The 26,692-nt window shown below is 55.3% G+C and carries 25 protein-coding genes and 1 other RNA gene; 12 read left to right on the top strand and 14 right to left on the bottom strand.

Translation table 11 applies throughout. The features are described 5' to 3' along the window. Together ACW44H_RS00185 and ACW44H_RS00180 are read left to right on the top strand one after the other, a co-directional pair. Window positions 1-1,644 (top strand): sodium:solute symporter, encoded by a 1,644-nt coding sequence (locus ACW44H_RS00185; protein WP_457506156.1) that lies wholly within the window; start codon window positions 1-3, stop codon window positions 1,642-1,644. Beyond that, window positions 1,637-2,185, top strand: a complete 549-nt coding sequence (locus ACW44H_RS00180; RefSeq protein WP_457506155.1) for a hypothetical protein — start codon at window positions 1,637-1,639, stop codon at window positions 2,183-2,185. Before ACW44H_RS00185 ends, ACW44H_RS00180 begins: the two co-directional genes overlap by 8 nt. 25 nt (window positions 2,186-2,210) lie before the next feature. On the opposite strand, the gene ACW44H_RS00175 is transcribed toward ACW44H_RS00180, so the two are convergent. The 3 genes from ACW44H_RS00175 to ACW44H_RS00165 are packed head-to-tail and all read right to left on the bottom strand — an operon-like array spanning window position 2,211 to window position 3,955. Beyond that, a complete protein-coding gene (locus tag ACW44H_RS00175; RefSeq protein WP_457506154.1) occupies window positions 2,211-2,987 on the bottom strand; it encodes a 16S rRNA (uracil(1498)-N(3))-methyltransferase in 777 nt (258 codons plus the stop codon). A 3-nt stretch (window positions 2,988-2,990) separates the two neighbouring features. After that, a complete protein-coding gene (gene secB, locus ACW44H_RS00170; RefSeq protein WP_035556433.1) occupies window positions 2,991-3,491 on the bottom strand; it encodes a protein-export chaperone SecB in 501 nt (166 codons plus the stop codon). A gap of 41 nt (window positions 3,492-3,532) precedes the next feature. Beyond that, window positions 3,533-3,955, bottom strand: coding sequence for a rhodanese-like domain-containing protein (locus tag ACW44H_RS00165; RefSeq protein ID WP_113270253.1), 423 nt, complete (start codon window positions 3,953-3,955; stop codon window positions 3,533-3,535). Window positions 3,956-4,322: 367 nt separating this feature from the next. On the opposite strand from ACW44H_RS00165, the gene gpmI reads away from it, so the two are divergent. The 3 genes from gpmI (at window position 4,323) to ACW44H_RS00150 (ending at window position 8,451) form a co-directional block, all read left to right on the top strand. Further along, window positions 4,323-5,888, top strand: coding sequence for a 2,3-bisphosphoglycerate-independent phosphoglycerate mutase (gene gpmI / locus ACW44H_RS00160; protein ID WP_457506153.1), 1,566 nt, complete (start codon window positions 4,323-4,325; stop codon window positions 5,886-5,888). Beyond that, complete coding sequence (locus ACW44H_RS00155) at window positions 5,888-7,030, top strand: murein hydrolase activator EnvC family protein (protein WP_457506152.1); 1,143 nt, start codon at window positions 5,888-5,890, stop codon at window positions 7,028-7,030. Before gpmI ends, ACW44H_RS00155 begins: the two co-directional genes overlap by 1 nt. A gap of 104 nt (window positions 7,031-7,134) precedes the next feature. Further along, window positions 7,135-8,451: a S41 family peptidase gene (locus ACW44H_RS00150; RefSeq protein WP_447046280.1), complete on the top strand. Its 1,317-nt coding sequence runs from the start codon at window positions 7,135-7,137 to the stop codon at window positions 8,449-8,451. Between the two features lie 12 nt (window positions 8,452-8,463). Here the strand turns inward: ACW44H_RS00150 and ACW44H_RS00145 are convergent, their stop codons facing one another. From ACW44H_RS00145 to ACW44H_RS00130, 4 genes are all read right to left on the bottom strand, one after another. Further along, the gene (locus tag ACW44H_RS00145) at window positions 8,464-9,741 is read right to left on the bottom strand and encodes a UbiH/UbiF/VisC/COQ6 family ubiquinone biosynthesis hydroxylase (protein WP_457506151.1); all 1,278 of its coding nucleotides are present in this window, start codon (window positions 9,739-9,741) and stop codon (window positions 8,464-8,466) included. Between the two features lie 33 nt (window positions 9,742-9,774). Further along, window positions 9,775-11,004 carry a 2-octaprenyl-6-methoxyphenyl hydroxylase gene (gene ubiH / locus ACW44H_RS00140; protein ID WP_457506150.1) on the bottom strand — a complete coding sequence of 410 codons (1,230 nt, stop codon included), beginning with the start codon at window positions 11,002-11,004 and terminating at the stop codon, window positions 9,775-9,777. Window positions 11,005-11,097: 93 nt separating this feature from the next. Beyond that, window positions 11,098-12,438, bottom strand: a complete 1,341-nt coding sequence (gene pepP / locus ACW44H_RS00135; protein ID WP_457506149.1) for a Xaa-Pro aminopeptidase — start codon at window positions 12,436-12,438, stop codon at window positions 11,098-11,100. Window positions 12,439-12,458: 20 nt separating this feature from the next. After that, window positions 12,459-13,037, bottom strand: coding sequence for a UPF0149 family protein (locus ACW44H_RS00130; RefSeq protein ID WP_457506148.1), 579 nt, complete (start codon window positions 13,035-13,037; stop codon window positions 12,459-12,461). 188 nt (window positions 13,038-13,225) lie between these two features. Here ACW44H_RS00130 and ACW44H_RS00125 point away from each other — a divergent pair, with 188 nt between their 5' ends. From ACW44H_RS00125 to ACW44H_RS00115, 3 genes are all read left to right on the top strand, one after another. Next, window positions 13,226-13,525 carry a cell division protein ZapA gene (locus ACW44H_RS00125; RefSeq protein WP_113270245.1) on the top strand — a complete coding sequence of 100 codons (300 nt, stop codon included), beginning with the start codon at window positions 13,226-13,228 and terminating at the stop codon, window positions 13,523-13,525. Window positions 13,526-13,618: 93 nt separating this feature from the next. After that, window positions 13,619-13,801, top strand: a non-coding RNA gene (gene ssrS, locus ACW44H_RS00120) — 6S RNA. A 55-nt stretch (window positions 13,802-13,856) separates the two neighbouring features. Beyond that, a complete protein-coding gene (locus tag ACW44H_RS00115; RefSeq protein WP_457506147.1) occupies window positions 13,857-14,471 on the top strand; it encodes a 5-formyltetrahydrofolate cyclo-ligase in 615 nt (204 codons plus the stop codon). Between the two features lie 496 nt (window positions 14,472-14,967). Here the strand turns inward: ACW44H_RS00115 and ilvA are convergent, their stop codons facing one another. After that, complete coding sequence (gene ilvA, locus ACW44H_RS00110; RefSeq protein WP_113270243.1) at window positions 14,968-16,482, bottom strand: threonine ammonia-lyase, biosynthetic; 1,515 nt, start codon at window positions 16,480-16,482, stop codon at window positions 14,968-14,970. Window positions 16,483-16,623: 141 nt separating this feature from the next. Here ilvA and rpiA point away from each other — a divergent pair, with 141 nt between their 5' ends. Then, window positions 16,624-17,298, top strand: coding sequence for a ribose-5-phosphate isomerase RpiA (gene rpiA / locus ACW44H_RS00105; protein WP_113270242.1), 675 nt, complete (start codon window positions 16,624-16,626; stop codon window positions 17,296-17,298). Window positions 17,299-17,321: 23 nt separating this feature from the next. Here rpiA and waaA read toward each other — a convergent pair whose 3' ends face one another. Genes waaA through ACW44H_RS00090 form a run of 3 tightly spaced genes read right to left on the bottom strand, consistent with a single transcriptional unit; the run spans window position 17,322 to window position 21,131 of the window. Continuing rightward, window positions 17,322-18,614 (bottom strand): lipid IV(A) 3-deoxy-D-manno-octulosonic acid transferase, encoded by a 1,293-nt coding sequence (waaA, locus tag ACW44H_RS00100; protein ID WP_457506146.1) that lies wholly within the window; start codon window positions 18,612-18,614, stop codon window positions 17,322-17,324. Beyond that, on the bottom strand, window positions 18,614-20,044 hold the full coding sequence (hldE, locus tag ACW44H_RS00095) for a bifunctional D-glycero-beta-D-manno-heptose-7-phosphate kinase/D-glycero-beta-D-manno-heptose 1-phosphate adenylyltransferase HldE (protein ID WP_457506145.1): 1,431 nt from the start codon (window positions 20,042-20,044) through the stop codon (window positions 18,614-18,616). The genes waaA and hldE overlap by 1 nt, the downstream gene beginning before the upstream one ends. Continuing rightward, on the bottom strand, window positions 20,034-21,131 hold the full coding sequence (locus ACW44H_RS00090; RefSeq protein WP_113270239.1) for a glycosyltransferase family 9 protein: 1,098 nt from the start codon (window positions 21,129-21,131) through the stop codon (window positions 20,034-20,036). Before ACW44H_RS00090 ends, hldE begins: the two co-directional genes overlap by 11 nt. Between ACW44H_RS00090 and ACW44H_RS00085 the strand changes: the two genes are divergently transcribed. After that, window positions 21,130-21,849: a 3-deoxy-D-manno-octulosonic acid kinase gene (locus tag ACW44H_RS00085; RefSeq protein ID WP_457506144.1), complete on the top strand. Its 720-nt coding sequence runs from the start codon at window positions 21,130-21,132 to the stop codon at window positions 21,847-21,849. The two genes, ACW44H_RS00090 and ACW44H_RS00085, sit on opposite strands and share 2 nt — an antisense overlap. Here ACW44H_RS00085 and ACW44H_RS00080 read toward each other — a convergent pair. The 3 genes from ACW44H_RS00080 to ACW44H_RS00070 all read right to left on the bottom strand — a co-directional run bounded on the left by ACW44H_RS00080 (window position 21,828) and on the right by ACW44H_RS00070 (window position 24,554). Beyond that, window positions 21,828-22,424, bottom strand: a complete 597-nt coding sequence (locus ACW44H_RS00080) for a YrbL family protein (RefSeq protein ID WP_457506143.1) — start codon at window positions 22,422-22,424, stop codon at window positions 21,828-21,830. The genes ACW44H_RS00085 and ACW44H_RS00080 overlap by 22 nt on opposite strands. After that, on the bottom strand, window positions 22,412-23,539 hold the full coding sequence (locus ACW44H_RS00075; RefSeq protein ID WP_457506142.1) for a glycosyltransferase family 4 protein: 1,128 nt from the start codon (window positions 23,537-23,539) through the stop codon (window positions 22,412-22,414). Before ACW44H_RS00075 ends, ACW44H_RS00080 begins: the two co-directional genes overlap by 13 nt. A 265-nt stretch (window positions 23,540-23,804) precedes the next feature. Beyond that, complete coding sequence (locus ACW44H_RS00070; protein WP_457506141.1) at window positions 23,805-24,554, bottom strand: glycosyltransferase family 2 protein; 750 nt, start codon at window positions 24,552-24,554, stop codon at window positions 23,805-23,807. A 77-nt stretch (window positions 24,555-24,631) separates the two neighbouring features. Here ACW44H_RS00070 and ACW44H_RS00065 point away from each other — a divergent pair, with 77 nt between their 5' ends. Then, window positions 24,632-25,690, top strand: a complete 1,059-nt coding sequence (locus ACW44H_RS00065; protein ID WP_457506140.1) for a glycosyltransferase family 4 protein — start codon at window positions 24,632-24,634, stop codon at window positions 25,688-25,690. Beyond that, complete coding sequence (locus ACW44H_RS00060) at window positions 25,687-26,652, top strand: glycosyl transferase family 90 (protein WP_457506139.1); 966 nt, start codon at window positions 25,687-25,689, stop codon at window positions 26,650-26,652. Before ACW44H_RS00065 ends, ACW44H_RS00060 begins: the two co-directional genes overlap by 4 nt. The last annotated feature ends 40 nt before the right edge of the window (window positions 26,653-26,692 follow it).

Genomic DNA, 26,692 nt, shown 5'->3' with positions numbered 1-26,692 from the left:
ATGGAAGGGTTCACGCTTTTTGATACGGTAGTGTTGATTGGTTACATCAGCTTAATCGCCTGGATTGGTTCACGATTCGGTAAAGATCAGCATAACCCTGAGGACTATTTTCTAGGCGGTCGCAAAATTCCCGGCTGGGCCATTGGCCTGTCGGTCATGGCGACCCAAGCCAGCGCCATCACCTTTATCGGGGCGCCTGGCTGGGGCTTCGAGGGCGGCCTTGAACGCCTGGTAACGTTTATCAATGTGCCCTTGGCCATGATCGTGTTGATTTTGGTGTTGGTACCTATTTTCCACCGCGCGGGCATCTACAGTATTTACGAACTGCTAGAGCGTCGTTTCGGCCCGGCAACGCGCACATTAACCGCCCTGCTGTTTCTGATTGCCCGCGGCCTCGCCACTGGGGTGGTGCTTTACGCGCCAGCGTTGGTGCTTGCGGTCGTGACCGGCTGGAGCGTCAACCTCACTATTATCATCATGGCGGTACTGGCGATCAGCTATACCGTAATGGGCGGTATCAGTGCGGTAATTTGGACCGACGTGTTGCAAATGTTCGTGCTCTGGCTTGGCGCACTGTTCAGCATCTTCTTTTTAGTGACCAGCCTACCCGGCGGTTGGGGCGATGTCTTCGACTTCGGCGCGGCCAGCGGGATGTTTGATGCCATCGATTTATCCTTTGACCCCAGCGTGACCTATTCGCTATGGGCAGGCCTGTTCGGCGGTTTTTTTCTTCATGTGGCCTACTTCGGCACCGATCAGAGCCAAATCCAGCGAGTGCTCTCCAGCCCCTCGGTGCTCGATGCCCAGCGCTCGTTGCTGATCGGTGGCTATCTGTTGATTCCGCAAATGCTGCTGTTTCTATTCATTGGCATCATCTTGGCGACCTACTACCAACAGCACGGGCTAACGCCTCCCGAGGATCTCAACGAGCTGCTGCCACGCTATGTCGTCAACGCCTTTCCCTCGGGCATGGCCGGTTTGGTGATTGCCGGGGTATTTGCCGCGGCCATGTCGAGCCTCGACTCAGCGCTAAATTCACTCTCAGCAGTGACCGTTCGTGACTTTTATAGCCGCTATATCAAACCCAACGCCAGCGATGCTCACTATCTGAAAGCATCACGAATGGCCACCATTTTCTGGGGGCTCTATGCCACGCTGTTTGCTTTTTTTGCAGGCAACCTGGGCCCCGTGATCGAAGCGGTCAACCAAATCGGCTCATGGTTCTACGGCGCTCTGCTCGGCACCTTCCTGCTGGCTATTCTCAGCCACCGCACCAATGCGCGCGGCGCGATGGCGGGGCTCATTGTCGGTATGTGTGCCGTGTGGGCAGTGTCAGTATTCCTCGATATCTCCTGGCTGTATAACAACACGGTCGGGGTGGCAGTATCGATGAGCGTTGGCTATCTCGTTAGCCTTACGGCTCCCGCACCCAGCCAAGAACAGTTAAGCGATGTGATGATGGCGGAAGCCGCACCGGACATGCAGGCCGTGCTGGCAGCACGAGCTAATAACGCCCAGGTGATTGGCAAAGAGGCCCGCCTGACGCGCAGACGCTGTATCGGCTTATTTATTTGGTTTTGCATCATGCTGGGCATGTTAGCGCTTCTACAGGGTTGGGCGAATGAGTGGTGGGCGAATGGTTGAGTGCTTAACGCTAGCCCGGCAGATTGATGTGACCGCCGCTCAAAAGCGACTACAACGCCTAGGGGCTCACGCTTGCGAACCTGCCTGGGTTCGCCTGTGGGCCGCTGGCTTGGGCATGGCTGATGATGAGCCAGGGGCGTGGTTACTCTCTGTTCAGGAAATGCGCCGCGCACTGCTGTTGGTGGGTGCAGAACTGCCCGCTCAAAAAGAAAAGCCCAGTGCAGGCGTTAAAATTGATAACGGTTCACCACCAACGCCAAAAGCGTTGGACAGAATGTGGCTATGGGAACGCATAGCCACTCCGCGCCACTGGCGAACCCAGGTGCTGGATAGCCCGCCCGTACCGATATGGCTGCCCTGCTGGCTAGGCTACGCACGTGGCCGACACCTCCGTTTAACGGTGATCAGTGGGTTATCGGGCGAAACGCTACCCATGCTTAAGCCCATCGTGCTTAAGGGGCTTCAGCAGGCATATCGAAATGGACAGGCACCAGCGACACAGAGTTCAGGGGCAAACGAAGGAAGGGAAAAATCAGTTTGATAGGGCCTTGATGGGTAGTAAGTACTTACAAATCGCCAAAGTAATGCTGTAGCAGGGAAAGCGCCACTATTGGTGCCGTCTCCGTACGCAACACCCGTGGACCGAGTGTCAGCGGCGTAAAGTCAGCGGTGTGGGCAGCCGCGATATCACTCTCGCTTAAACCGCCTTCCGGACCAATCAGCAGCGCTACTGACGCTGGTCGCTCTTGGCGATCAAACGCATTACCAGTCGCTAGATGCAGCATCAAGCGCAGCGGCTCCCGTCGCTCTGCAAGCCATGCTTGAAGTGCCATAGCCGGATGCACTGGCGGCACTACCGCTCGCCCGCTTTGCTCGCAGGCGCTGGCAGCCACCGCCTGCCAGTGGGCCAGCTTTTTATCTTCACGGTCGCCTTTCAATCTCACATCGCCACGCTCGGTGTAAAGCGGTGTAATGGCCGCAACACCCAACTCGACGGCTTTTTGAATGGCGTAATCCATTCGGTCGCCTTTAGAGATGGCTTGGCCTAAATGGACGGACAGTGGCGATTCACCACTACCCGACCACACCGCTTCGACCCGCGCTAGCGTCTGCTTGCGGCTAACGTCCACCAAGCGCACCCCTGCCTCAAGACCTTGGCCGTCAAATAGCACCAGCGGCGCGCCTTCCCCCATGCGCAATACACGGGTGACATGACGAGCCGGCCCTTCCGGCAGTGCCAGCTCCCCACCTGCCACAAAATCAGCAGGCACATAGAGGCGTGGCATTTTGCCATGCTGGGCGTACCAATCAGCAGCTGGCGGTGCTTGCATGGTTTCCGACATCGCTTAGTGGGTGTTCTCTTCGGCTTGCTTGGCTTCACGCTGCTTACGCTGGGCGTACATCGCTTCGAAGTTAACCGGCGCCAGCATTAGCGGCGGGAAACCACCACGGTTGACCAGGTTATCTACGCACTCGCGGGCATAAGGGAACAGCAGGTTAGGGCAGAAGGCACCTAGCGTTTGATCCAGTTGTGCGCCTTCGATACCCGCAATGCGGAACAGGCCGGCCTGCTCAACTTCGGCCAGGAAAGACGTTGTGCCGGTTTCGTTGTCGTTCACCTGAGCGGTCACTTTGACCACGACTTCGTACTGGTCATCGGCAATCTTGGTGCTGGTGGTATTCAGATCCAGGTTCACCTTGGGTTTGAACGCCTGCTTAAATACCGAAGGCGAATTCGGCGCTTCAAACGAAATATCTTTTACATAAATACGCTGCAGCGAAAACTTCAGCTGCGGCTTTTCATCCGTTGCGGCACCGGCCTGTGGGGTATTGTTATCTTCCGCCATGATAAAACTCCTGATTGTTGATTAAATAAAAGTAACGTCGCTTACTTCTTAACCACCGGAAGGCCATCGCCTTGCCACTGCGCCATACCGCCTCTCAGCTTGTAAGCACGTTCAAAGCCTGCTTTGGTGAGCTTGGCCTGTGCCGCGCCAGAACTTTGGCCGTGCTTGCATACCACGATGATCGGCTGGGCTTTCACTTTATCCAGTTCGTTCATGCGGCTATCGAGGTTGCTCTGCGGAATATTGCGTGCCCCCGCGATATGCCCGGCTTTGAAGTCTTTGCTTTCACGGATGTCCAGCACCACCGCATCTTCGCGGTTAATAAGCTGAGTGGCCTGCGAGGCATTCAGTGCATTTGTAGAGGCGCTGCGCGTTTCATAAATAATCCACGCGATTAGCACCAGCAAAAATGCCCCGACTAGCAGGGGGTGGTTCTGTACGAATTCGAATACCTGATCGATCATCGCGAACACAATCTCTTGGTCAATGCAGAAAAAAGCGGCCTAACCGCTGCCAAAACGCGACAAGTATACACGTCAGATAGCTTCCCGCGCAGGCCTCGGAGCCTGTCCGGCTTGGCCGATCGTCGCGAGAAGCACGGATTTTGAGCCAAATTTACCGATCGATTGAGGCGAATAGCGCGCTATTTAACGAAATCGATCGACTAAAGTTGGCCAAAATACCGGGATTCGCAGTAGATCAGGGTTAAGCCGGACAGGCTCCTGAATCATGACGCCTGGCAGTTGCCTGCGTTATGATGCCCCAAGCGTGCGCCCGTCGCGACCCCGAATGTTCGCGTCGCTCGGTTTGCCAATCTTAACGAGGTTTTTTATGGATACGTCACGTACCCCGCGCCCCGTGGCGCTGATTATTCTCGATGGCTACGGCCACAACCCCGATGGCGCCCATAATGCCGTCGCTGCTGCCCATAAACCGGTGTTGGATAAATTGTGGGAAAACCGCCCGCACACCTTCGTTCATACCGATGGCCTGAACGTAGGTCTCCCCGAAGGCCAAATGGGTAACTCGGAAGTTGGGCATATGAATATTGGTGCCGGGCGTATCGTATATCAGGACTTCACCCGCATCAGCAAAGCGATTGAAGACGGCGACCTGGATATCAATGAAAATCTTACCCAGCCGATTGATGAAGCCGTCGCCAACGGCAAGCCGGTACATCTGATTGGCCTGCTCTCCCCCGGCGGCGTCCACAGCCATGAAGACCACTTTATAGCCATGGCCGAACTGGCCGCACGCCGCGGTGCCCAGCGTATTTTTATTCATGCCTTTCTCGATGGTCGCGATATGCCGCCGCAAAGCGCCCTTTCATCGATAGAGCGGGCCAATGCTCGCCTAGCTGAACTGGTGGGCGCTGATAATGGCTTTGTTGCCTCGATTATCGGGCGCTTTTACGCCATGGATCGCGACAACCGCTGGGAGCGGGTTGAACAAGCGTATCGGCTGCTAACCGATGGCCAGGCGGAGCACTACGCCACCAGCGCAGAAACCGCGCTACGCGACGCTTACCAGCGCGGCGAAACCGACGAATTCGTGGCAGCCAGCAGCATACCGCTTGGTGAAGACCCGATCACCCTGCAGGATGGCGACGCCGCAATTTTTCTTAATTTCCGCTCTGACCGCGCCCGTGAGTTAACACGTGCCTTGGTCGAGCCGGATTTCAACGGCTTTGAGCGGCGGGCATGCCCCAAGCTTGCCGGTAAAGGGCTGGTAATGATGACCCAGTACGCCGCTGACATTCCTGCGCCTGCCGCCTTCCCACCGTCGGATCTCAACGACACTCTGGGGGAAGTCGTCGCCAAGCGCGGCTTGAAACAGCTACGTATTGCCGAAACCGAGAAGTACCCCCACGTGACGTTTTTCTTTTCAGGCGGTAATGAAGCTGAGTACGAAGGCGAAGAGCGGATTCTGGTGCCCTCGCCACGTGATGTGCGTACTTACGATGAAAAGCCTGAAATGAGTGCCTTTGAGATCACCGACAAACTGGTAGAGGCCATTGATGACGACCGCTTCGATCTGATCGTGTGCAACTACGCCAACGGCGATATGGTCGGCCATACCGGGGACTTTGACGCGGCGGTAAAAGCCATTGAAACCGTCGATACCTGCGTGGGTCGTGTCGTTGAAGCCATCGAACGTGCGGGTGGCGCCTGCTTGATTACCGCCGACCACGGCAATGCTGAACAAATGGTTCATCCCGAAACCGGCGCACCGCAAACCGCCCACACCACCTTTGTGGTGCCGCTTATTTACGCCGGTGAACGCCCTGCCACGCTTGAGGAAGGCAAACTATGCGACCTAGCGCCCACCCTGCTGGCCATGATGGATCAGCAACAGCCCGAGGCGATGACTGGAAAATCATTGATTCACTTTAAATAATGCGCATTTGCTGGCATGTGGCAGGGGTACTCCTGCTGGCGCTCGTTTATGCGCCAGCGGGTATCGCCCAACAGGATGAAGGAGCGGCGCGCCAGCAGTTGGATGCGATTGGCCAGGAGATCGAGTCTGTCGCCCAGCGCCTCAGTGCCACCGGCCAAGCTCGCGATGACGCCGAACGCGAGCTTCAGCAGGTCGAAACCGAACTTGCTGAGACGCATCAGCGCTTAGACACGTTGCAAGCTGAACGCCGCCAGCTAAATGATGAAACGACCCAGCTACGCCAGCACCGCGACCGGCTTGAGAGTGAACGCGATGATCAGTATGCCGCGTTAGGCCAACAGCTTTCAGCACTTTACCGACTAGGCCCAACCCCGCAGCTCAAACTGCTGCTTAACCAGGGTGACCCGTCCGAGCTTGATCGTATGCAGGCGTATATGAATCGGCTAACGGAAGCGCGCAATCGCCGCTTAAATGCTATCGCCCGCCTCGATACGGCGCTCGCCGATACCCAGAAAGAGCTAAGCGAGCGACAGGCCCGCCTCGATACGTTGGCCGACGAGTTAGAAAAGCAAAGTGCGCTGCTTGCCGAGCGCACGACCGAACGGCGTGGCGTTGTTTCTAACCTGGATGACCGCTACGGCAGCGAAGAGGAGAGGCTGGCCGACCTCAATCAAAGCCGCGAAGAAGCCGAACGGGTGCTGCGCAATATCCAGGCGGAGATGGCAAAACTTGCCGAACCTACGCCTACTACGCATATTGTCAGTACCCAAGGTGATTTACCTTGGCCGGTACAAGGCTCCATCAGTAGTAGTTTTCACCACCGTGATGGCGTGCACTATAACGGTATTGTGATTCAAGCCAGCGCAGGCACCCCAGTCAACGCTGTTCATACTGGCCGCGTGGTATTTGCCGACTGGATGCGAGGGTTTGGTAATCTACTTATTATTGACCATGGCGACCAGATCATGACGCTGCATGCCCACCTGCAGCAGTTTAGCGCCAGGCCGGGGCAGCAGGTCAGCCGAGGTGATGAAATCGGTCGTGTCGGTGTCAGTGGTGGCCAGACCCGTGCAGCGCTCTATTTTGAAGTGCGCCGTGGCGGTGAACCAATTAACCCCCAGCGTTGGATTGCGCGTCGTTGACGGGATAAGCTGCACTACTATAGATGTCTCAGCTGTTATTGTTATTTCAACTAATATCTCAAGGTGGCGCGCAACGGCGTCACCTAACGCCTTGCGGAGTCTGCATGACGCTATCTGTTACCGGGGTATCACCCCCCGCCAAGCGCCTCTTGGCTACCCTGCTTCCGATTGTTTTACTGTCGGCCCCGCTACCGTTACTTGCCCAACCAGCCAGTAGCGATGTGGTGGATGACCCTGTCTCTGACGAACTACCCCTTGAAGATATTCAGACCTTCGCAGAGGTGTTTGAGCGCATTAAGCGTGCCTACGTAGAGGAAGTCGATGATCGCACACTGCTACGTAACGCCATGCGCGGCATGTTGAGCGAGCTTGACCCCCACTCCGCCTACTTGGATGAGGAAGAGTACCAAAGCCTACGTGAGTCGACCCAGGGCGAATTTGGCGGCATTGGTATCGAAGTAGGAATGGAGAATGGTCAGTTGATGGTCATTACGCCGATTGATGATACTCCTGCTTCGCGGGCCGGGTTATTGTCTCGCGATATTATCGTTGCCATTGACGGCACGCCAACCGACAACATGTCCTTGCAAGAAGCCGTCACCCTGATGCGCGGCGAGCCGGGCACCGATCTACGCATTAGCGTGCTGCGTTCAGGCGAAGACTCGCCGCGGGAATTTATTCTGACCCGCGAGGTTATTCGCAGCGAAAGCGTTAAACATGAGCTGCTCGAGCCCGGTTATGGCTACCTGCGTGTTAGTCAGTTCCAGTCGCGCACACCGGAACAGGCTCGCGAAGCGCTTGAGCTGATGGCTCGCGAACAACCTTTAGAAGGGTTGATACTCGATTTACGTAATAATCCCGGCGGCGTATTACAAGCCGCCGTCGGCATTGCCGACCTGTTCCTGGATGAAGGCTTAATCGTGTATACCGAGGGGCGCCTCTCGGATACTGAAATGTCGTTTTCAGCCTCGCCCACCACGCCCGCCGGCGATGTCCCACTGGTAGTACTGATCAACGGCGGCAGTGCGTCAGCGGCGGAAATTGTCGCCGGTGCGCTGCAGGATCAGCGGCGCGGCGTGATTATGGGTACCGATAGTTTTGGTAAGGGATCAGTGCAACAGATTATGCCGCTAGGCAATGGCGAAGGTCTGAAGCTTACGACAGCACTCTATTACACTCCCAACGGGCGCTCTATTCAGGCCCAAGGCATCGAGCCCGATGTCGATGTCGTGCGTGGCCGCTTAGAAGTGGCCGAAAGCCGCCGTGAAATTCGCGAAGCCGACCTTGAAGGCCACTTAAGCGCCCAGCAGGCGCCCCGTGATCGCCAGGAAATGGCCGAGCGGCTACTCAATGACTACCAGCTCAGCGAAGCACTCAATCTACTTAAAGCACTTAATGTGGTGGATCGCCAGCGGCGTTAGCAACAGCCTGATTTAACGGCAAGTAAGCGGCAGGCGGCCGCGCTCTCCAGTCGCCTGCCGCATCAATACGCGCTTCAATGGCACCACCTGATTCATGCCACTCATGCCCAAGTTACGCACCAGCGTCAACGCTGGGTCATGGCTGCCAAACAGTACTTTGAACCCCTTCATTAGCCCCAGCATGGCGCTGTTATCAAAGCGCCGCCGCCGCTCGTAGCGCTTCAAGGTACTTAGTTCTCCCCAGGGCGCGCCGCGCTGCCAAGCGTGTATCACCTCTTCAGCCAGCACCGCCGCATCCATCAGCCCCAGATTCACTCCCTGGCCAGCTAATGGATGAATGCTGTGGGCAGCGTCCCCCACCAGCGCGAAATGCGGCTGCACATAGTGGCGGGCATGGCGCTGCACTAACGGAAAACGATGGGCTTTATCACAGACGGTTACATCGCCCAGGCGATGACCAAACGCCTCCCCCAGCGCCTGCCCAAGGGCTTCACGGGGCAATTCACTCAGCTCAGTGGCGTGCTTGGCAGTGGTCGACCAGACGATTGAGCAGTAATGATCGTCGCCTTCGACTGTTAGCGGCAGAAATGCTAGCGGACGTCCGTCAATAAATGCTTGCCGTGCTGCACTGCCATGTGGTTTCTCACATCGCACCGTCGTCACCACAGCGTGCTGATGCATATCGTCGCTAGCCACCTCAATACCCGCCATTTCGCGCAAGGTGGAATGGGCACCATCGGCTGCTACTATTAGCGGCGCATGTAACTGGCGCCCGTCTTCAAGTAACAACCAATCGCCGCGAGCACTATTGCCATCAGCAGCATGGCCGTTCGCGCGCTGCAATGCCTGCAGACGAACGCCAAAAAAGGTGGTGACGTTTGGTTGATCAATGATTTGACTGTTCAAGGCGGCCAGCGTGATCGAGTTCTCTACAATATGCCCGAGCTCTGCCACACCCGCCTCATCAGCAGAAAAAGCGATTTCACCGCTGCCTTCGGCATCCCATACCTGCATACCTCGGTAGGGAGTTACCCGAGCTTGCTGCATGGCGGGCCAAGCCCCCAAATAGGCTAATAAGCGCTGTGAGACAGGCGTTAAGGCACTTACGCGCGGGGCGGGCAGCTTGCTTGTGGTCTTTTCCACGCTTAGCGGCGACGATTGAGACTCGACCAACGCCACTTGCATGCCTGCCTGCGCTAACAGCGCACAGAGTGCGGTGCCCACCATACCGCCACCCACAATGACCGCCTCGAAGCACTCAACCAGCGGTTTCGCAGTAGATGTATGCATAGCGTTCCTTTTAGTGACCTGAGAGTTAAAGGCTTAGCGTTCTAAGCCCATCGCGCGCCTAGCTAGCCCCCGTCTCAGCGGCCCCACAAGATTCAGGCCTATTAATCCTGCAGCGCGGGCATGGGGCAACAGTGGAAAAGAGTGTCCGAAGAGCCGCACCAATCCATCGCTAAATCGAATCACGTTGGCGCGATCGCGTGCGCGCTGCTTCTCAAAAGCTTGCAGTGTGACCATATCACCCAGCGGCCGCTTCGCCAGTTCGCCTTGCTCCAATGCTTCGACAAGATCCATTACCCCGCGCAGGGCCAGATTAAACCCTTGCCCTGCAACCGGATGCAAGGCGTGGGCGGCGTTTCCTAACACCGCAAGCCCAGGGCGCACCGGCTCTTCAGCCGTTACCAACGAAAGTGGATAAGCATGCCGAGCGCCTATCTGAGTAAAACGCCCTGCCCGGTCGCCAAAAGCTTGCTGGAGTTGCAGCAGGAATTCACGTTCAGGCAGCGCCATGCGTGCTTTTTCTCGGCCGCTTGGATGTGTCCAAATCAACTCCATGGCTTGACCCGGCAGCGGTAATAGCGCCATTGGCCCTTGTTCGGTAAAGCGCTCGTAAGCGACCCCATTATGAGGTTGGCTGACGCCGACGTGTGCGATAAGCGCCGTTTGCTCATAAGACTCCCGGCGGCTGCTAATGCCCAGTTGCTCTTTGAGCCCTGATCGCCCTCCATCCGCCAGTACCGTTAACCCGGCAGTAAGCTGGCTACCATCCGAAAGCTGCAAATGATGCCCACCTGCTATGGGGGTAAGCTGCTCAACTTTCGCGGGGCAATGCCACTCCAACGATAGCTGGGCAAGCCGTTGGTGAAGGACACGGCCCATCCATGCATTGGGGATTACGTGCCCCAGCGCCGCGACACCCAGCTCGGCAGCATTCAGACGTGTCGCTCCCAGGCGGCCACGCTCACTGATATGAATACGCTTAATAGGAGTAGCCTCTGTACGCATTGCCTCCCAAACACCCAATTGTTGGAAACGCTGGGCGGAACCTTCTGCAATCGCGCTGGCCCGCGCATCAAAACTGGGCTGCCAAGCGCTTTCCAGCGATTGCGCTGTTAGCGGTGCCGACTCGATAACCGCCACGCGCCAGCCATAGCGCTCAATCAGCGGTGCTAGAGCGCAGCCTAAGCTGGCGCCTACTAGACCACCGCCCACAATCACAATGTCGTGGGTCAGCGTACTTCCAGCTTTTTGACTAGACCCTTGCATCGGCTTCTCCCTCTCATCGCCGCCACGCCCTAGGGGCAATCTATAATTCGTAACGTAATTTACATAATAGAAAAACAGCCTGCTAAAAGCTGGTTATTTTTTAGCCATTAATGCTTCGATTTCAGCAATTTGTTTTGGCACATCGGCAGTCAGCACTTCATGACCTTCGTTAGTGACGACGATATTGTCTTCAATACGAATACCAATACCCTGATAGGCGTCAGGAATATCGTCATCGTTCGGAATATAGAGGCCAGGTTCTACGGTAAGTACCATGCCTGGCGCCAGAGGGAGAGGCGTTTGTTCATCCAGTCGGTAGATGCCAACATCATGTACGTCCAGCCCCAACCAGTGTGAGGTTGAATGCAAATAGAAGCGTCGATAACTTTCATCGTCGATGCGCGCCTGCAAGTCGCCTTCCAGCAGGCCAAGCTCTATCAGTCCAGCAGTTAAATCATGCACCACACCCTGATGGATATCAGCAAGAGTAGCACCGGGCTGAATGGCGCTAACAGCGCGCTGCTGGGCGTTAAGCACTATTTGATAAAGTGCCCGCTGCGCATCACTAAATCGTCCAGCGACCGGAAACGTACGGGTGATGTCACCGGCATACAGCTCAAACTCGGCGCCCGCATCAATCAACACTAAGCCGTCATCACTCAACGGCGCGCTGTTTTCAATATAGTGCAGCACGCAGGCGTTGGCACCGCTCCCAACGATAGTACTGTAGGCTGGCCCGCTAGCCCCTTGCCAAACAAACTCATGTTCTAGTTCAGCCTGAAGCTGAAATTCGCTAAGCCCAGGGCGGGATACCTGCATGGCACGCCGATGAGCACGGGCGGATACTCGCGCCGCATGGCGCAGCAAAGCGACCTCAGCGTCGCTTTTGATCAGCCGCATGGCGTGTATCAACGGGCTGATATCCAGCCAGCCTTTTAACGCTGGCCGCCCGCGTCGAATCCCTGCCTGTGCATCGTTTAAGGCCTCTTCGGCCATTGCCACTGCTTCGCCATTATCGAGCGGTAAATAGAGCAGTTCACGACCGGCAAGCAAGTTAACTAGCAGCTCGTCGCGCTCACTATTTTCAAATGCCTGGTCGATGCCGTGTTCACACACCACCCCAGCTGCCCCTAGTCGGCGACCAGTCCACGCTTCCATGGTAGGGTCGCGATCCTGACAAAACACTACGCTTTCGCCTTCAGCACGCCCAGGCAGCAGCACCAGCAGGGCGTCCGGTTCACGAATGCCGGTCAGGTAGTAAAAATCGCTGTTTTGCCGGAAGGCGAATTCACTGTCCCGTGAGCGGGTTATCAGCCCAGCGCCGGGTAGCACCACGGCGGCATTATCCGGCAGTTGGGCTATTAGGGCGTCGCGGCGTTGCCGGTACTCCGTCACGCTGATGGCGGGGGGGCGAGGTAACATCTCGGGCAACATGTCGTCTCCTGGCAGCATGATTAATGAACGGGCGCGTCGGTTTGCTCGACTTGCGGCATGCCGGGATGTTGCTCGGTATACAGCAACATAGCGGCCATGCGCGCATGCTCAGTCAGTGCAAATAGGTCGTTTTCATTTTCTGGGCTATCGTCAATATCGGTATCGATTCGGCCTAGCCCCTCCAGGTCACTAAGTGCCTCGCGCAAAGCCTGTGACCAACGCTCGCGCAGTTCATTGTCTGCGACCTCATCGACCACTTCGATAAAGCCTAGCGTCCACTCCTTCAGGCCCTGCGCCTGTTCGCCCAACGAGAACAGCTCGTCGGGTAGCAGCGGCATATAATCCAGGTCGCTGGCGCTTAGCGCCTCTAAGGTTTGCCGCCGCCAGCCCAGCAGGCGCTCGGCGCTGGCTGGGTCGCGGGGCTGCTCGACGCCTAGGCTCTGGCAGACTTCGTCTAACCAGGCTTCTGCACTTACGTCGCGCAGTGCCAGTAGGGCACACAAGCGGCCATCCAAGAAAGCCGGCGATTGCATGCTGCCGTGCAGTAGAAAAACGTCGGCGACGTCAGAAAAATCCTGGCGCTCATCAATCAATGACATAGTAGTTAAAACCTCGTTTCCATTTACTGTACTGGGCGTGGAGTGATAGGGCGTTGATAATGATGCCTGCCGCAGCGCTTGCGCGTTGACCGCGCACAAGCGCCTCTCTTATAGTGAGGCGATACCTATCTTCCTATGCTGTGATGTTAACGCATTGGGCCCCTTGCTGGCCCGTGCTGGAGTCTTTAATGAGTAACGCCAAGCGGCCAACCAAAGAAATAACCCTGTTAGGGCGCGGCTACATTATTGCTTGCGACACGGGCGAAGAAGCCAAGCTTGACCGCGCCGCACGCTATCTTGATCGTGCTATGCAGGGGATTAATGCCCAAAGCAGCGTACTGGGCAGTGAACGTGTTGCCATCATGGCCGCACTCAATATCACCCATGAGCTTCTTGAAGCCATGGATGAACATCGGGCAGGTGAAGAGAACCTAAACCGTTTAAATGATCGCCTTGAACGCGCACTGGCCAAAACACGCCAGTCCTAGGCATTGTTTGAATACGCAGCAAATACCCTAAAAGCTCTGCAAACGTTTTAACCCAGCCCTTTGGCATTAGCCATCGCTCTGTTAGGATGGCGGAGTTCTCTGGGGTGTGCGCCAGTCGTTATAGTCCCTCGAGCCTATGCGTAATACCCAGGGGGCCAAATGCTAGCCAGACCCGTGTGCATGTCCGTGCGTCGGAAAGCCTGACGGTCTGGCTGCGGCCACCCACCTGAACCAGTAGGTTCAGGGCCAGAACGGCAGCGGCACTCTGGAGAACACCTCGTATCCGAGAACATCGGCTATGAGGGGACATAGGATATGCGAGATCATATGCATGGAAAGCCTCTATCAGGACGATGACAAGCGTGCGTTAAGACGCTCCTTGCGTCGCCAACGCCAAGCCCTTTCTCAGCATGAGCAGCGCCTTGCGGCCCAGCGCTTGTGTCAGCAATTAAAAACCCTGCCTGAAATACGCCGCGCACGGCGCATAAGCCTCTACCTGCCCGTCAACGGTGAAATTGATCCGATGCCACTCCTCCCCTGGCTGCGCAAGCGTAAGGTCGAGGTCTATTTACCTGTCTTACGACCATTTAGCGCTAATGCGCTCTGGTTTGTCGCTTATCACTCGGGCACTCCAATGGTAAAAAACCGCTTTGGTATTTGGGAGCCTGATTTACGCTTTGGCGCTCAGCGACGCAACCGACTACCGGCGTGGGCGCTAGATACGCTGATTGTGCCGTTGGTGGGCTTTGATAATAGCGCTAACCGTATGGGCATGGGTGGCGGTTTTTACGACCGTAGTTTGGCGTTCATGCACCGCCCCGGCCCAGCGCCTACGCTGATCGGTGTCGCTCATGCCTGCCAGCAGGTGGCTTCTTTGCCTGTTGAACCGTGGGATGTACCCTTGCAAGTAGTGGTCAGTGATCAAGGTTATGTACGCCGCCAATAGTTGTTCTTAAAAACTGTTCTTAAAAACTGTTCTTAAAAACTGTCCTTAAAAATTGGCCATAAAAAAGGGCCGAGCCCATAAAGGATCAGCCCTCTCATCTGATATCTGTCAGCCGGGTTAACAGCGTTGCAGCAGCTTAATTGTTGGGATTAACTTCCCGACAACGCCTGCGCATAACCGGTGGCGAGCACCCCTAATGCAAATACCACCAACAACGCCATTACCATATCAGGCTTCTTACGCCGCATGCCGCTTCTCCAACACCTTTGCCGTTGCCGAATGTGTTAAATCTACCATCTTTAGCTATCGCAAAAGAGATGGAGGATTTGATTATTTCCGCTCACGACTATAGGGCGTGAAGGCCATTCCTGACAACACCTTGAACGGCATTTTCCAGTCTCATTTTAAACATTTTAGTAACGTTATGTTACTGACTGCTCTGGCATCCAGAGTAAGCAACCACTTACACACAGGGTTTTACTCACGCCTGCCAGTACTACGCCATGAACAGTCGATAAGCCGGGTTATCGCTTTCACGCCAGTAGCGGTAGCCAATAGCGTCTAAGTACTCAGCGACATGAGTGCGATCACCATTCGGCACTTGCATGCCCACCAGTACCCGACCATACGCAGCACCGTGATTGCGATAATGGAACAACGAAATATTCCAGTCGTGGGGTAGTTGCGTTAAAAAATTCATTAACGCGCCCGGGCGTTCGGGGAACTCAAAGCGATACACCTCTTCTTCAAAACGCTCGCTGGGGCGACCGCCACTTAGGTGGCGAATATGCAGCTTCGCCAATTCATTATCGGTAAGGTCTTCCACTTGATAGCCACCCTCACGCAGCTTATCAATCACGGCTTGGCGGTCTTCACCACCGGGCTTGACCTGAACACCGACATAGATATGCGCTTCGCTGTTATCGGCATAGCGATAGCTAAACTCAGTCACCATGCGCTTACCCAGCGTTCGGCAGAACTTTTTAAAGCTGCCGGGTTTCTCGGCGATCGTTACCGCCAAAATGGCCTCACGCTGTTCGCCCAGCTCCGTGCGCTCAGCGATATGCTGCAGGCGATCAAAGTTGGTATTTGCCCCCGAATTAATGCACAGCAGCGTCTCGCCTTCAGCGCCGGTCTGCTGAATATATTTTTTCAGCCCTGCGAGCGAGAGCGCGCCAGAGGTTTCCGCCACCGCACGGGTATCCTCGAAAATATCTTTGACCGCTGCGCACATTTCATCGGTATTGACGGTAATCACTTCATCGATGAGGCCTTGAATCAGTGAAAACGGCACTTCGCCAATCTGCGCGACCGCGACACCTTCGGCAAACACACCCACTTGGTCAAGCACCACTCGCTCACCGGCTTCCAGCGCCGCTTTGAGGCAGGCGCTGTCTTCCGCTTCTACCCCGATGACTTTGATATCCGGACGCAGGTATTTAACGTAGGCTGCCACCCCTGCAATCAATCCACCGCCGCCCACTGGCACAAAAATGGCATCTAGCCGCCCCGCGTGCTGGCGCAGGATTTCCACGCCGATGGTGCCTTGACCCGCCACCACGTCAATATCGTCAAATGGCGGAATATAGGTATAGCCGTGCTCTTTAATTAACTCTTGGGCATGCTCGGCAGCAGCAGCAAAGGCATCGCCTTTAAGGATGACCTTTGCTCCCCGAGCACGCACCGCCTGCACTTTGATATCCGGCGTAATTCTGGGCATTACGATAACGGCTTTGACGCCCATCAGTTTAGCGGCCATTGCCAAGCCTTGAGCGTGGTTACCGGCGGAAGCGGCGATCACGCCTTTGTCTTTTTGCGCCTGGCTGAGCTGCGCCATTTTGTTATAAGCGCCACGGATTTTGAATGAAAACACCGGTTGCAGATCTTCGCGCTTGATCAAAATCTGGTTGTTGAAACGACGCGACAAAAAGGGGGCAGGGGAAATCGGGGTCTCACAAGCGGCTTCATATACACGGGCTTGGAGGATCTTTTTGACGGTTGCTTCGAGCATGCGGGTATCCCAAGGGAAGAACGTGAACGGACAAAAGCTTTTATTGGTAGCAGATTACGCCTAGTGGCGTCTAGGTCGTTATACTAGCGCCACTAACTCTTTTCTGACTCACACTAGACTGACTCACTAGGCTGACACTTTATGAACCAGGATGAACTGAAAGCCGCCGTGGCGGATGCCGCCATTGCAGAAATCAAATCAACGCTGGAAAAGGATACCATCTTAGGTATTGGTACAGGCTCAACGGCCAACCTGTTTATCGATCGCCTGGGGCCACTGCGCCATTTGTTTAAAGGCGCCGTGGCCAGTTCAGAAGCAAGCGCCAAGCGCCTTGAAGCCTTGGGCATCGAGGTTTTTGAGCTCAACAGTGTCGGCACCGTGCCTTTTTATATAGATGGCGCAGACGAAGTAAATGCTAACTTACATATGATTAAAGGCGGTGGAGCAGCGCTCACCCGCGAAAAGATCGTGGCGGCCTGCGCCGAGCGTTTTATTTGCATCGCTGATGGCTCAAAGTACGTGTCTCAGCTAGGTCATTTTCCACTGCCGGTAGAAGTGATTCCCATGGCACGCTCTTATGTTGCCCGCGAATTAGTGGCCCTAGGAGCGGAGCCGGTTTACCGCCAGGGTGTGGTCACCGACAATGGCAACCAAATTATCGACTGCTATGAATTTATGATCGCAGACCCGGTGGCCATGGAAGCGCGTATCAACGCTATCGTCGGAGTGGTCACCAATGGCCTGTTTGCCGCCCGAGGCGCCGATATTCTTCTGTTAGGTAAAAGTGACGGCGTTGAGCGCATAGCGACTTCATAAAACGGCGCAGTAAAGGCGCTGCGTTACGTGGGCAACAGTCCCGCCAAGCCAGTCAGCGTTCGGGCCAGGGCACCTTTTTGGGTTTCAATCGCTGCGCGCCCTGCTCGCCCCGCTTGGTAGGCTTTTCCTGGGGCGGCAAAGTAGCCTATCAAGGCATCTGCCAGGGCGTCCGGGCTATCGACCAAGGTTAGCGAACCTACCGCTTGCAGCGGCTCAACCACATCGGCAAAGTTCTCAATCGAAGAGCCGCTAAGTACCGGCCTCCCTAACGCAGCCGGTTCAAGCACATTGTGCCCCCCCAATGACACGAGACTGCCACCAACAAAGGCCACACTGCCTGCTGCATAAAGCGCTGCCAACTCACCTAGCGTATCTCCTAGGTAAACCTGAGTTTGCGCCGTCACCGACTGCTGCTGGCTACGGCGACTTAATGTCCAGCCTTCAATGTTGCAAAGCTTCGCTACCTCATCAAAGCGCTGAGGATGGCGCGGCACTAGCACCAGCAGCGCATTAGGGTAGCGCGCAAGTACTTGGCGATGGGCCTTGAGCAACAGCGCTTCTTCACCATCTCGGGTGGACCCCGCCACCCAGACCGGCCGCTCACCCCATTCTTGATGTAAGCGCTCACCCTCTTTGAGATTACTGTTTTGGCTGGCTATCTCAAATTTAAGCGAGCCGACCGTGCTAGTCATTTCCGCGCGGCTCCCAAGGGCTTTAAAGCGCTCGGCATCTGCCGTTGATTTAGCGGCTAGCCAGCTAATATCAGCAAGCGTACTGGCCATCAACGACCATAAGCGTTGGTAACGTTTAAAGGCACGGGGCGATAAGCGCCCATTCACGATCGCCACGGGCACTCCCTGCTGGCGACAGGCGTGAATCAGGTTGGGCCACAGCTCGGTTTCAAACAGGATCGCGAGTTCGGGCTGAACGCTGCGTAAAAAGCGCTTGGCAGCACCAGGGAAATCCAGCGGTAGAAAACGATGGCTTAGCCTGGCTTGGTCAGCTGCGGCTTGTTCGTTGATGATTGAATGGGACTGTTGGGCACCGGTAGCGGTCATAGTGGTAATCAGCAGACTATGCGCGGGATAACTTGCTAATAGCCCTTCGATCAGTGGTCGAGCGGCGCGCACTTCTCCCACCGAGGCGCAGTGCAGCCAAATGCGTGGTGCTTCAGGCAATGGCTCAAGGCGTATCCCCAGCCGCTGTAATCGCGAGTAAGTGGGCACCTGCTCACGCCAAATACGCCAGCCAATCAGCGGTGAGAGCGCATAAAGCGCCGCTGAATAGGCAAGCCGAGGCCAAGTAGGTGAAGCCATTAGCGTTCGCGATCCAGGATGGAGCTAATCATCGCCGACGTTGACACGCCATCCTCAAAGCCCAGCACTTTAACTTCGCCACCATTAGCGATAACCGCCGCGCCGCCGGCGATATCTTCGGGCCGGTAATCTCCCCCTTTGACTAAAATATCCGGTAATACCGCTTCGATCAGCGCTTGGGGAGTGTCATCACTGAACGGTACCACCCAGTCGACAGCGCCCAACCCTGCCAATACTTGCATACGCCGGTTTAACGGATTGATTGGCCGCTTAGGCCCTTTTAGGCGGCCAATGGAGGCGTCATCGTTTACCGCGACAATCAAACGATCACCCAGGCGTTTGGCCTGCTCCAGGTAGGCGACATGGCCCGCATGCAAAATATCGAAACAGCCGTTGGTCATCACCACCCGTTCACCACGCAGTTGAGCAGCCCGCACCGCCTCAATCAATATATTCGGCTCAATCACGCCAAACTCGGCCAGCTTATCGCCGTGTAGCGCCGTATAGAGTTCAGCGATCGAGAGCGTGGCCGTGCCCGGCTTGGCTACTACCAGTCCTGCACCCAGGTTCGCTAGCATCATTGCTTCAGGAAAGGCATGACCCGACGCTAATGCCAACCCCATTAGGCCAATAACAGTGTCCCCCGCCCCGGTGACATCGAAGACTTCCTGAGCACGGGTAGGTAAGTGCAGCGGCGCGTGCCCTTCGCGTATCAGCGTCATACCTTTTTCGCTGCGAGTAATGAGTAGCGCTTCCAGTTCCAGTTCAGCGCGCAGCGCTTCGCCCCGGCTGGATAGTTCAGCATCGGTGGCACAGGGGCCGACTACCGTTTCAAATTCAGTCAAATTGGGAGTGATTAAACTCGCCCCACGGTATTTGCTGAAATCTTGCCCCTTCGGGTCAATCAATACCCGTTTGCCCTGGGCTCGTGCGCTGGCAATTAGGTTCTCGACTTGGTTCAGCGTGCCTTTGCCGTAGTCGGAAAGAATCAACACGTCGCACTCGGGTAGTACCTTTTCGACCTGGGCCACGAGCTCACAAGTATCGACACTGTCCAAATGTTGCTCGAAATCCAGGCGCAGCAATTGCTGGTTGCGGCTCATCACACGAAGCTTAGTGATTGTGGGTATTTCGGTGCTGCGCTGAAAGTGAGTACTTACTCCTGAAGCAGTTAAGCTGGCTTGTAAAATATGTGCATTTTCATCAGTACCGATCAGGCCCCCGAGCACAGCTTGGGCCCCCAGTGAGGTAATATTTAGCGCCACGTTGGCCGCGCCGCCTGGACGGTCTTCAACATCTTCCACACGTACCACCGGCACGGGTGCTTCAGGTGATATACGCGAGGTACCGCCATGCCAGTAACGGTCCAACATCACGTCCCCTACGACCAGCACGCGGGCATTCTCTAAGGCGGTTAAATCAATTTTCATCGATGCTCCTTGGGCTGGCGTTTGAAGTAGTATGCGCCAGCAGTGCATCTAGCTTGGCGATAACGTCGTCGGCTTTAATTAGCATCATGGCGCTGGGGTGGCGTACCCGCTGCCCCCAACTTACCTCATCGACCGATTTATGCAGATAGGTGCGTACCGCCTCGGGATAGGCGTTGACCGCAAACTCACGCCACAAATAGGGCGCGGCGCGCTGGGGGTTGGTCGACGCATAGAGCCCCAATGCCGGGGTGCCCATGGCGTTGGCCATATGAATAGGCCCGGTATCAGGTGCTATCACCGCTTGGGCTTGGTCAATTAGCGCCAATACACCTTTTAGAGAGGTTCCACCGATCGCGTTAATCACACTGCCAGGTTGGCAGAGCGCTTCAATTTGATCGCCAATTTCACGCTCCAGGGCGCTACCGCCTCCGGTCAGCACGCTTTTGAGGCCGTACTGCACCCACGCGTGCTCAATCACGCTGGCATAACCTTCTACCGACCAGTTGCGAAAGTTACGCAGACGTACATTGCTGCAGGGGTTGATCACTAGGTAAGGTGCTTCACCACTGATGACCTGTGCTTCATTGCGTGCCGTGTCCGTCACCGGCAAACCCCATTCCAAGCGGTTATCCTCGACCCCGAGCACCCGGGCGAAGTCCATAAAGGACTCCAGCACATGAGCATTAGGATGCGGCGCGAGCTGGTACTGGGTGAACCAGTGCTGGGCATCTTTGGCACGTGCTTTGTCATAGCCCACACGCACGTTGGCCTTCAACCCGAGCGACAGTAGGCTGGCCCGGATGGCCTGCTGCATATGCAGCAGTACATCGAAGCGCGTATCGGCGAGCTGTCGCCAGAGCGCACGCATACCGGCAATCCCGGTCGCTTTGTCGTAAACAATGAACTCGACCCCGGAAAGCCCCGCCAGTAGACTGTGCTCCCCCTTACCAATAATCCAGGTAATGCGCGCGTCGGGCCATTGGCGCTGCAACGCCCGCACCGTGGGCACGAGATTGCACACATCTCCCAGGGCGGAGAGGCGCAAAATGGCAATGTGGTTAGGCTGAACAGGCAGAGAGGGCTTCATGCGCTTAGCGGCACTCCGGCAGAAAAATGGACTGATTTTACATGATGTAGACAGTTTATGTGACGCGCCGGGTACACACCAAATTGGTCCTGCTTTGTTCACAGCCGACTATTGGCGTGAACAAGGCTTAGTAGTGGGTGAAGCACCGGGCCGGGGTAGCAGCCTATTTTTACAGGCAGCCCCTACCGAACAATGGGTGCTAAGACCCTATCGCCGGGGCGGTATGATGGCCAAGCTCAGTGAAAAACGCTACTTATGGACCGGGGCTGAGCACACCCGGGCATTTCGTGAACTGCGCTTAACCACCACACTGTTCGAGCAGGGACTGCCCGTTCCCCGCCCAGTGGCAAGCTGTGTAACCTGTTACGGGCTTACGTATGAAGCTGCATTGATCACTGTGCGCATAGCCGGTGCTAAAGCACTCGCGGAACTACTGGTCGACAACCTGGCCGATGAAACGCTGCTGCAACGTGTAGGCGTGATGATACGACGTTTTCATCAAGCAGGGCTTGACCATGTCGACTTGAACGCCCGCAATATCCTAATCGATCCAACCGGTATGCCCTGGTTAATTGACCTTGATCGCTGCCGCCTTCGGAGGGCAGGTAAGTGGCAAGGGGGTAATTTAAAACGGTTGGAGAAGTCGTTAAATAAGTTTACTGCACCAGAGGCGGCTGCATGCGCGGCTCAGTGCATCTACACTGGATATAAAGGCTGATGGCTTTGAGTAGCAGCAAAGCGCGGAATGACTGTTTTGGCCATGAATTTTGCCCACTTACGACGGATCTTGCGTCGCCCAAGCCAAGGTATATATTCTGACAGTGGAATAAACTCAGAGGAACCCAAGCCGTCAATCAGCATGACGGTGGTGGCATTCGTCCGCTCAATCACTAGCAGGTTGCTCATCACCAGATCGCAAGGCACCACAGTATAGGTCAGCAGGTAGGTCTTGAGTGCACAAAGTCCGGCCCAGAAGCGGTCTGCCTGGTGCCGTGTCAGCGGCGCAGAAAGGTATTCCGCGACATTGGGAGGCAGATTTCCCTGATCATCAAGTACCAACTGCTGCTCAATACCGATCACTTCCGTATCTTTCACCACCCCGAAGAATTCAGGGATTAAAGTGAAAGGCACTCCTTGGCGCTGCAAACGACGGAAATAGCGCAGCTCGCGGCGAGTCTGCTTGGCTTTCGTCAGCAGGCTGAGCTTGACGCAGCGAGCGTGGTCGTCTGGGTGCTGGTAGCAAGTTCGTTCGTCTCCCCGGCCAATAATATGCCACTCGCTTACAACCGACATTTGGCCGCCTGTTTTAACTTGTACACATTTAGAATACATTGGTAATTTTGAACCATGATGCTCTCAACATCCAGCGTCAGCGCCAACTCACGACAGCGCTTCTGAAGTACCGCATCGCCTTTGCAACCGGCCCAATGGGCCATGGCGCCAGTCAGTGCCTGAATGTTATCGGTCCTGTCAATAACCGTTGCTACATCCGCAGTTACAACCTCTCTGGCACCGCAGCTTGCGGTGGTGATGACTGGCGTACCGCAGGCCAGCGCCTCAAGTACGGTAAAACCGAATGGTTCGTAACGCGCTGGCAGCACGTAGCAATCAGCCAGAGAAAAATAACATTCCGGGGACGACTGCTCTCCGAGGAAACAGCATTTTTCCTCAATACCCAATTGCCGAGCGTACTCTTGATATTTAGCCTGCTGGGAGTCGCGGCCCACTACTAGCAGGGTGGCGTTAATATCAAGTCTGGCGAATGCCTCTAGCGCGGAATCTAGCCCTTTCCGCTGATAACCGGTGCCTAGAAACAGAAATACAGGTGTATCTCCGTTAATCCCTAGCTCACAGGCTAGAGCCCGCGCGTCACCGCTGAGTCGTTCACGATCGAAGCGGCGGGTATCTACAAAGTTGTGGATCACCGAGCGTTTTCCGGCAGGTACGCCGTAAGCTTCGGCGATTTCGCTATCACTTTGATGGGAGTTCGAGACCACATGATAATAGGCGCCGGGGGCCATAGCTTTTGCCTCAATACGAGCAGCTATCTTGTCCTTGCGCCGCCGCTGTCGACTAGGTTTTGAGGCTAGATGATGATGAACAGTGCCGCCACCGATACGTAGCATGTCATGGGTCCAGGTCTTACCTAGTCCGTAGACTAGATCATAGTCAGCCGCCTTGATGTGGCGCTCTACGGCACAAGCAAAGCGCCACATTCGCTGAGCTTTGCCTATGCTAAAAGGACGCAGGCGAACAAACCGAATGGCCGGATGCGAGGGCGCCACATGGGATCGGCAGATAATTGAAACATCCTCGCCTCGCTCAGCTAAGTAGCGCGCTAGCTCGTTGAGAAAACGCTCGGTACCCCCAGAGGCGGCATGGCGCATGTGTACTAAGGCTATTTTCACCGGAGGAGTCTCGTAGTTGAAGAGGTTAGCGTATCCGTGGGGATAGACCGGTACCCTTGCAGAGCGCCCCACCACATCACTAGCCAGAGCCAGTATGCGAACTCCACTACACCACTATTAGGGTTGAAGCCAGCGTGGGTACGACTGAATTCTAACTGAACCACGCACCACGATACTCCGAGCACCATCCAACTCCGACGGTAGTCATAGTTAATATCTAAAAATGAATAGTCTTGATGCATGACGCGAGGTATCCACGGCTCGTTCACAAGTCTCGGACTCGGCGTTTCATGTATTTCCAGAAAACACCATTAGCATTAGCCACGGCAATGATTAACCCGCGCCAGCCGTCAAGAAAACCGCGCTGCAGTAGATAAGCACGCCAAAAAGCAAACATCGCTTTCAACAGAATAAACGCTACGGGATAAACACGGAGTTTGTCAGATTGCGCGCGCAGAGTGGAGTAACGATTAATCTTATCCAGAAATTGACCAAGGTCGGTGATTGCCAGATGCTCAAGGCAGCCTTCCAGGCGCACAGTTTGGGTAGTTCGATTAACCATTACTGATTCGTGCACCACGGCATCGTTGAAGTTGTGTCGACTGCGATGAAACACGCGTATCAGCCAATCATCACCCCAACCAGAATGGTGTACGGGTTTGCCCAGCAACTGGTTTTCCCGGTGCACCTCCACTACTTGTTCGAGATCGGCCCCTGGCAGCCAGTCGGCCAGCGACTCCAGCCACTGAACAGTGGGCGCCTCATCGGCATCAAGTGACAAAATCCAGTCGTAGCGGGCAAGCAACACTGCGTGGCGTTTGGTTGAGCCGAAGCCCAGGAACTCACCTTGGTGGAGCGAGACATTAGCGTAGTGCCGAGCGATATCAAGAGTCTCGTCGGTGGAGCCGTTATCATAAACTATCACTTCCCCTACGGCTTCAAGCGCATCCAAAGTACGCGCAAGAGTCGCAGCTGCATTACGTGTAATGATTACGGCACTTAGCTCAGCCAGCATGTTGAATGCCCTGTCAGAATAGAGCACAAATGCTACTATAGCAGCCATTAACCTCACAAACTTTCGGTAATGCGATCTTGCACATCATTCATGTCAATCTGGCCCGAGGGTTTCGCGGCGGCGAACGGCAAACGGTGCTGCTGATCCAGGCACTGGCCAATAAGGTCGGCATGGCATCTCAAACGCTGGTGTGTCGGCCCGATTCACTCCTCCGCGCAGAGCTGTCCGAAACCCCGGGGATAAATTTTGTAAGTGCTCGCCATCAGCTAGCAGGTCACTACAAAGCCGGGCGCGCCACCCTGGTTCACGCCCATGATGCCAAGGCGGTACATTGGGCATGGCTGCATCGTCAGCTTTTTCGTACGCCATACCTAATTACACGGCGAGTGGATACACCGGTCAAACGCAAGCGCAGCAATCAAGCCTTCTACCGAGACGCATACCGCTGTGTGGCACTATCCCAAGTTATTGCCGATAACATACAACCGCTAAGCCCGCACTCAGTAGTGAAGATTCCTAGTGCCTTTACTCCACTAACACCCAATCCCGATATAGCACAAGCTTTCCGTGCACGCTATCCTGGGCGCTTTATAGTAGGGCACGCAGGCGCACTAGTAGACCGCCACAAGGGGCAGCGCGTACTCCTTGACGCCGCCCGTCGTCTGCAGGACTCACAACCGGATATGCTTTTCGTTTTTTTCGGCCGAGGTGAAGATGAAGCAGCGCTAAAGCAGGAAAGCATGGCGTTGGACAACGTCATTTGGGCCGGCTTCCAGCCCGATATAGGCCAATATCTACCTGCACTAGACGTATTTGCTTTTCCTTCGCGCAACGAAGGCTTAGGCTCAGTACTGCTAGACGCTATGCATGCCAGGGTGCCCGTGGTAGCTAGTCAGGCTGGCGGTATTCCGGATATTGTCCAACTTGGTGAAACGGGGCTACTGTTTCCACCAGGTGACGGCGAAGCACTGGCTCAGAATTTGGTCAGGCTTCGCGATAAAACATTACGTGAGACACTTGCAGAAAACGCTTCTCAGCGCCTGACCAACTACTCGCCGGAGGCCATGGCAAGTGCCTACATGGCGCTTTATTATCCTCTTGCCCCACCCAGCACTGTCCAGGACTCTCGTTCATGATGAGTGGAAAAAATGCTTATCGTTTGCACAAGTTAATATTTTATACCACTGGCCTGCTTGGCGCCTTGCCACCGAGAACTCTGTTCCGGAACCGGCGTGAGACAATTCTGGCGGCATTCGACACCCTGCCTGCAGTCGAGCAGGAAGCGCTCATAGCGCGGGTAACGTATTACAACAAGCTTGATGCTTCCGTCGCTCTTTCCAGTAGTGCCATCAGCAACCGAGACTTTATTCTCAGCTCGAGAAAATCCACCTACCATCTGGATTTCTATCATATAGCAAAGTACTTCCCCAAAAGTGCGGCATACCATTACCGCTTTGGCGACAAGACCTTTGTGCCAGACGTTCCCACCTTCGTCAAAAGTCGGCCCATTTACGGCGATAACCGCAACTCCATACTGCTCAAGCTCAATAGCGTGCGCCATTTTTACAAGGTAAAAGACACTTACCGCTACAATGCGAAAAAGGACATGCTGGTATGGCGGGGAGCGGCCCACCAGCCGCACCGGCGTAGCTTTCTGGATCAGTGCCGTGACTTGGATCGCTGCGATGTCGGCGCAACCGATAACCATGCGGAAACGGCCACATATCGCAAACCGTTTATGTCCATCGAGCAACAGTTAGAGCACAAGTTTATCTTCAGTATTGAAGGCAACGATGTTGCCACCAATCTGAAATGGATCTTGGCTTCCAACTCCCTGTGTTTCATGAAGCGCCCTATTTATGAAACTTGGCTCATGGAAGGCACGCTGATTCCCGGCTACCACTACGTGGAGGTCAGCGACGACTTTTCCGATTTACACGAAAAGATCGATTACTACCTATCCTGCCCCGAAGAGGCCCAGACTATTATCCAAAACGCCAACCGCTATATCGCCGACTTTTATCACCCATTTCGGGAAAAGCTGATTGCGCTGTGGGTATTCGAGCATTATCTGAGGCGCACCCACCAGACCTACTAACCCCTGCCAGTTACATATAAAAGAGCCTCACACTTCATGC

The organism is Vreelandella sulfidaeris Esulfide1 (assembly GCF_054072535.1).
This window is presented reverse-complemented; position numbering and strand designations above follow the sequence as displayed.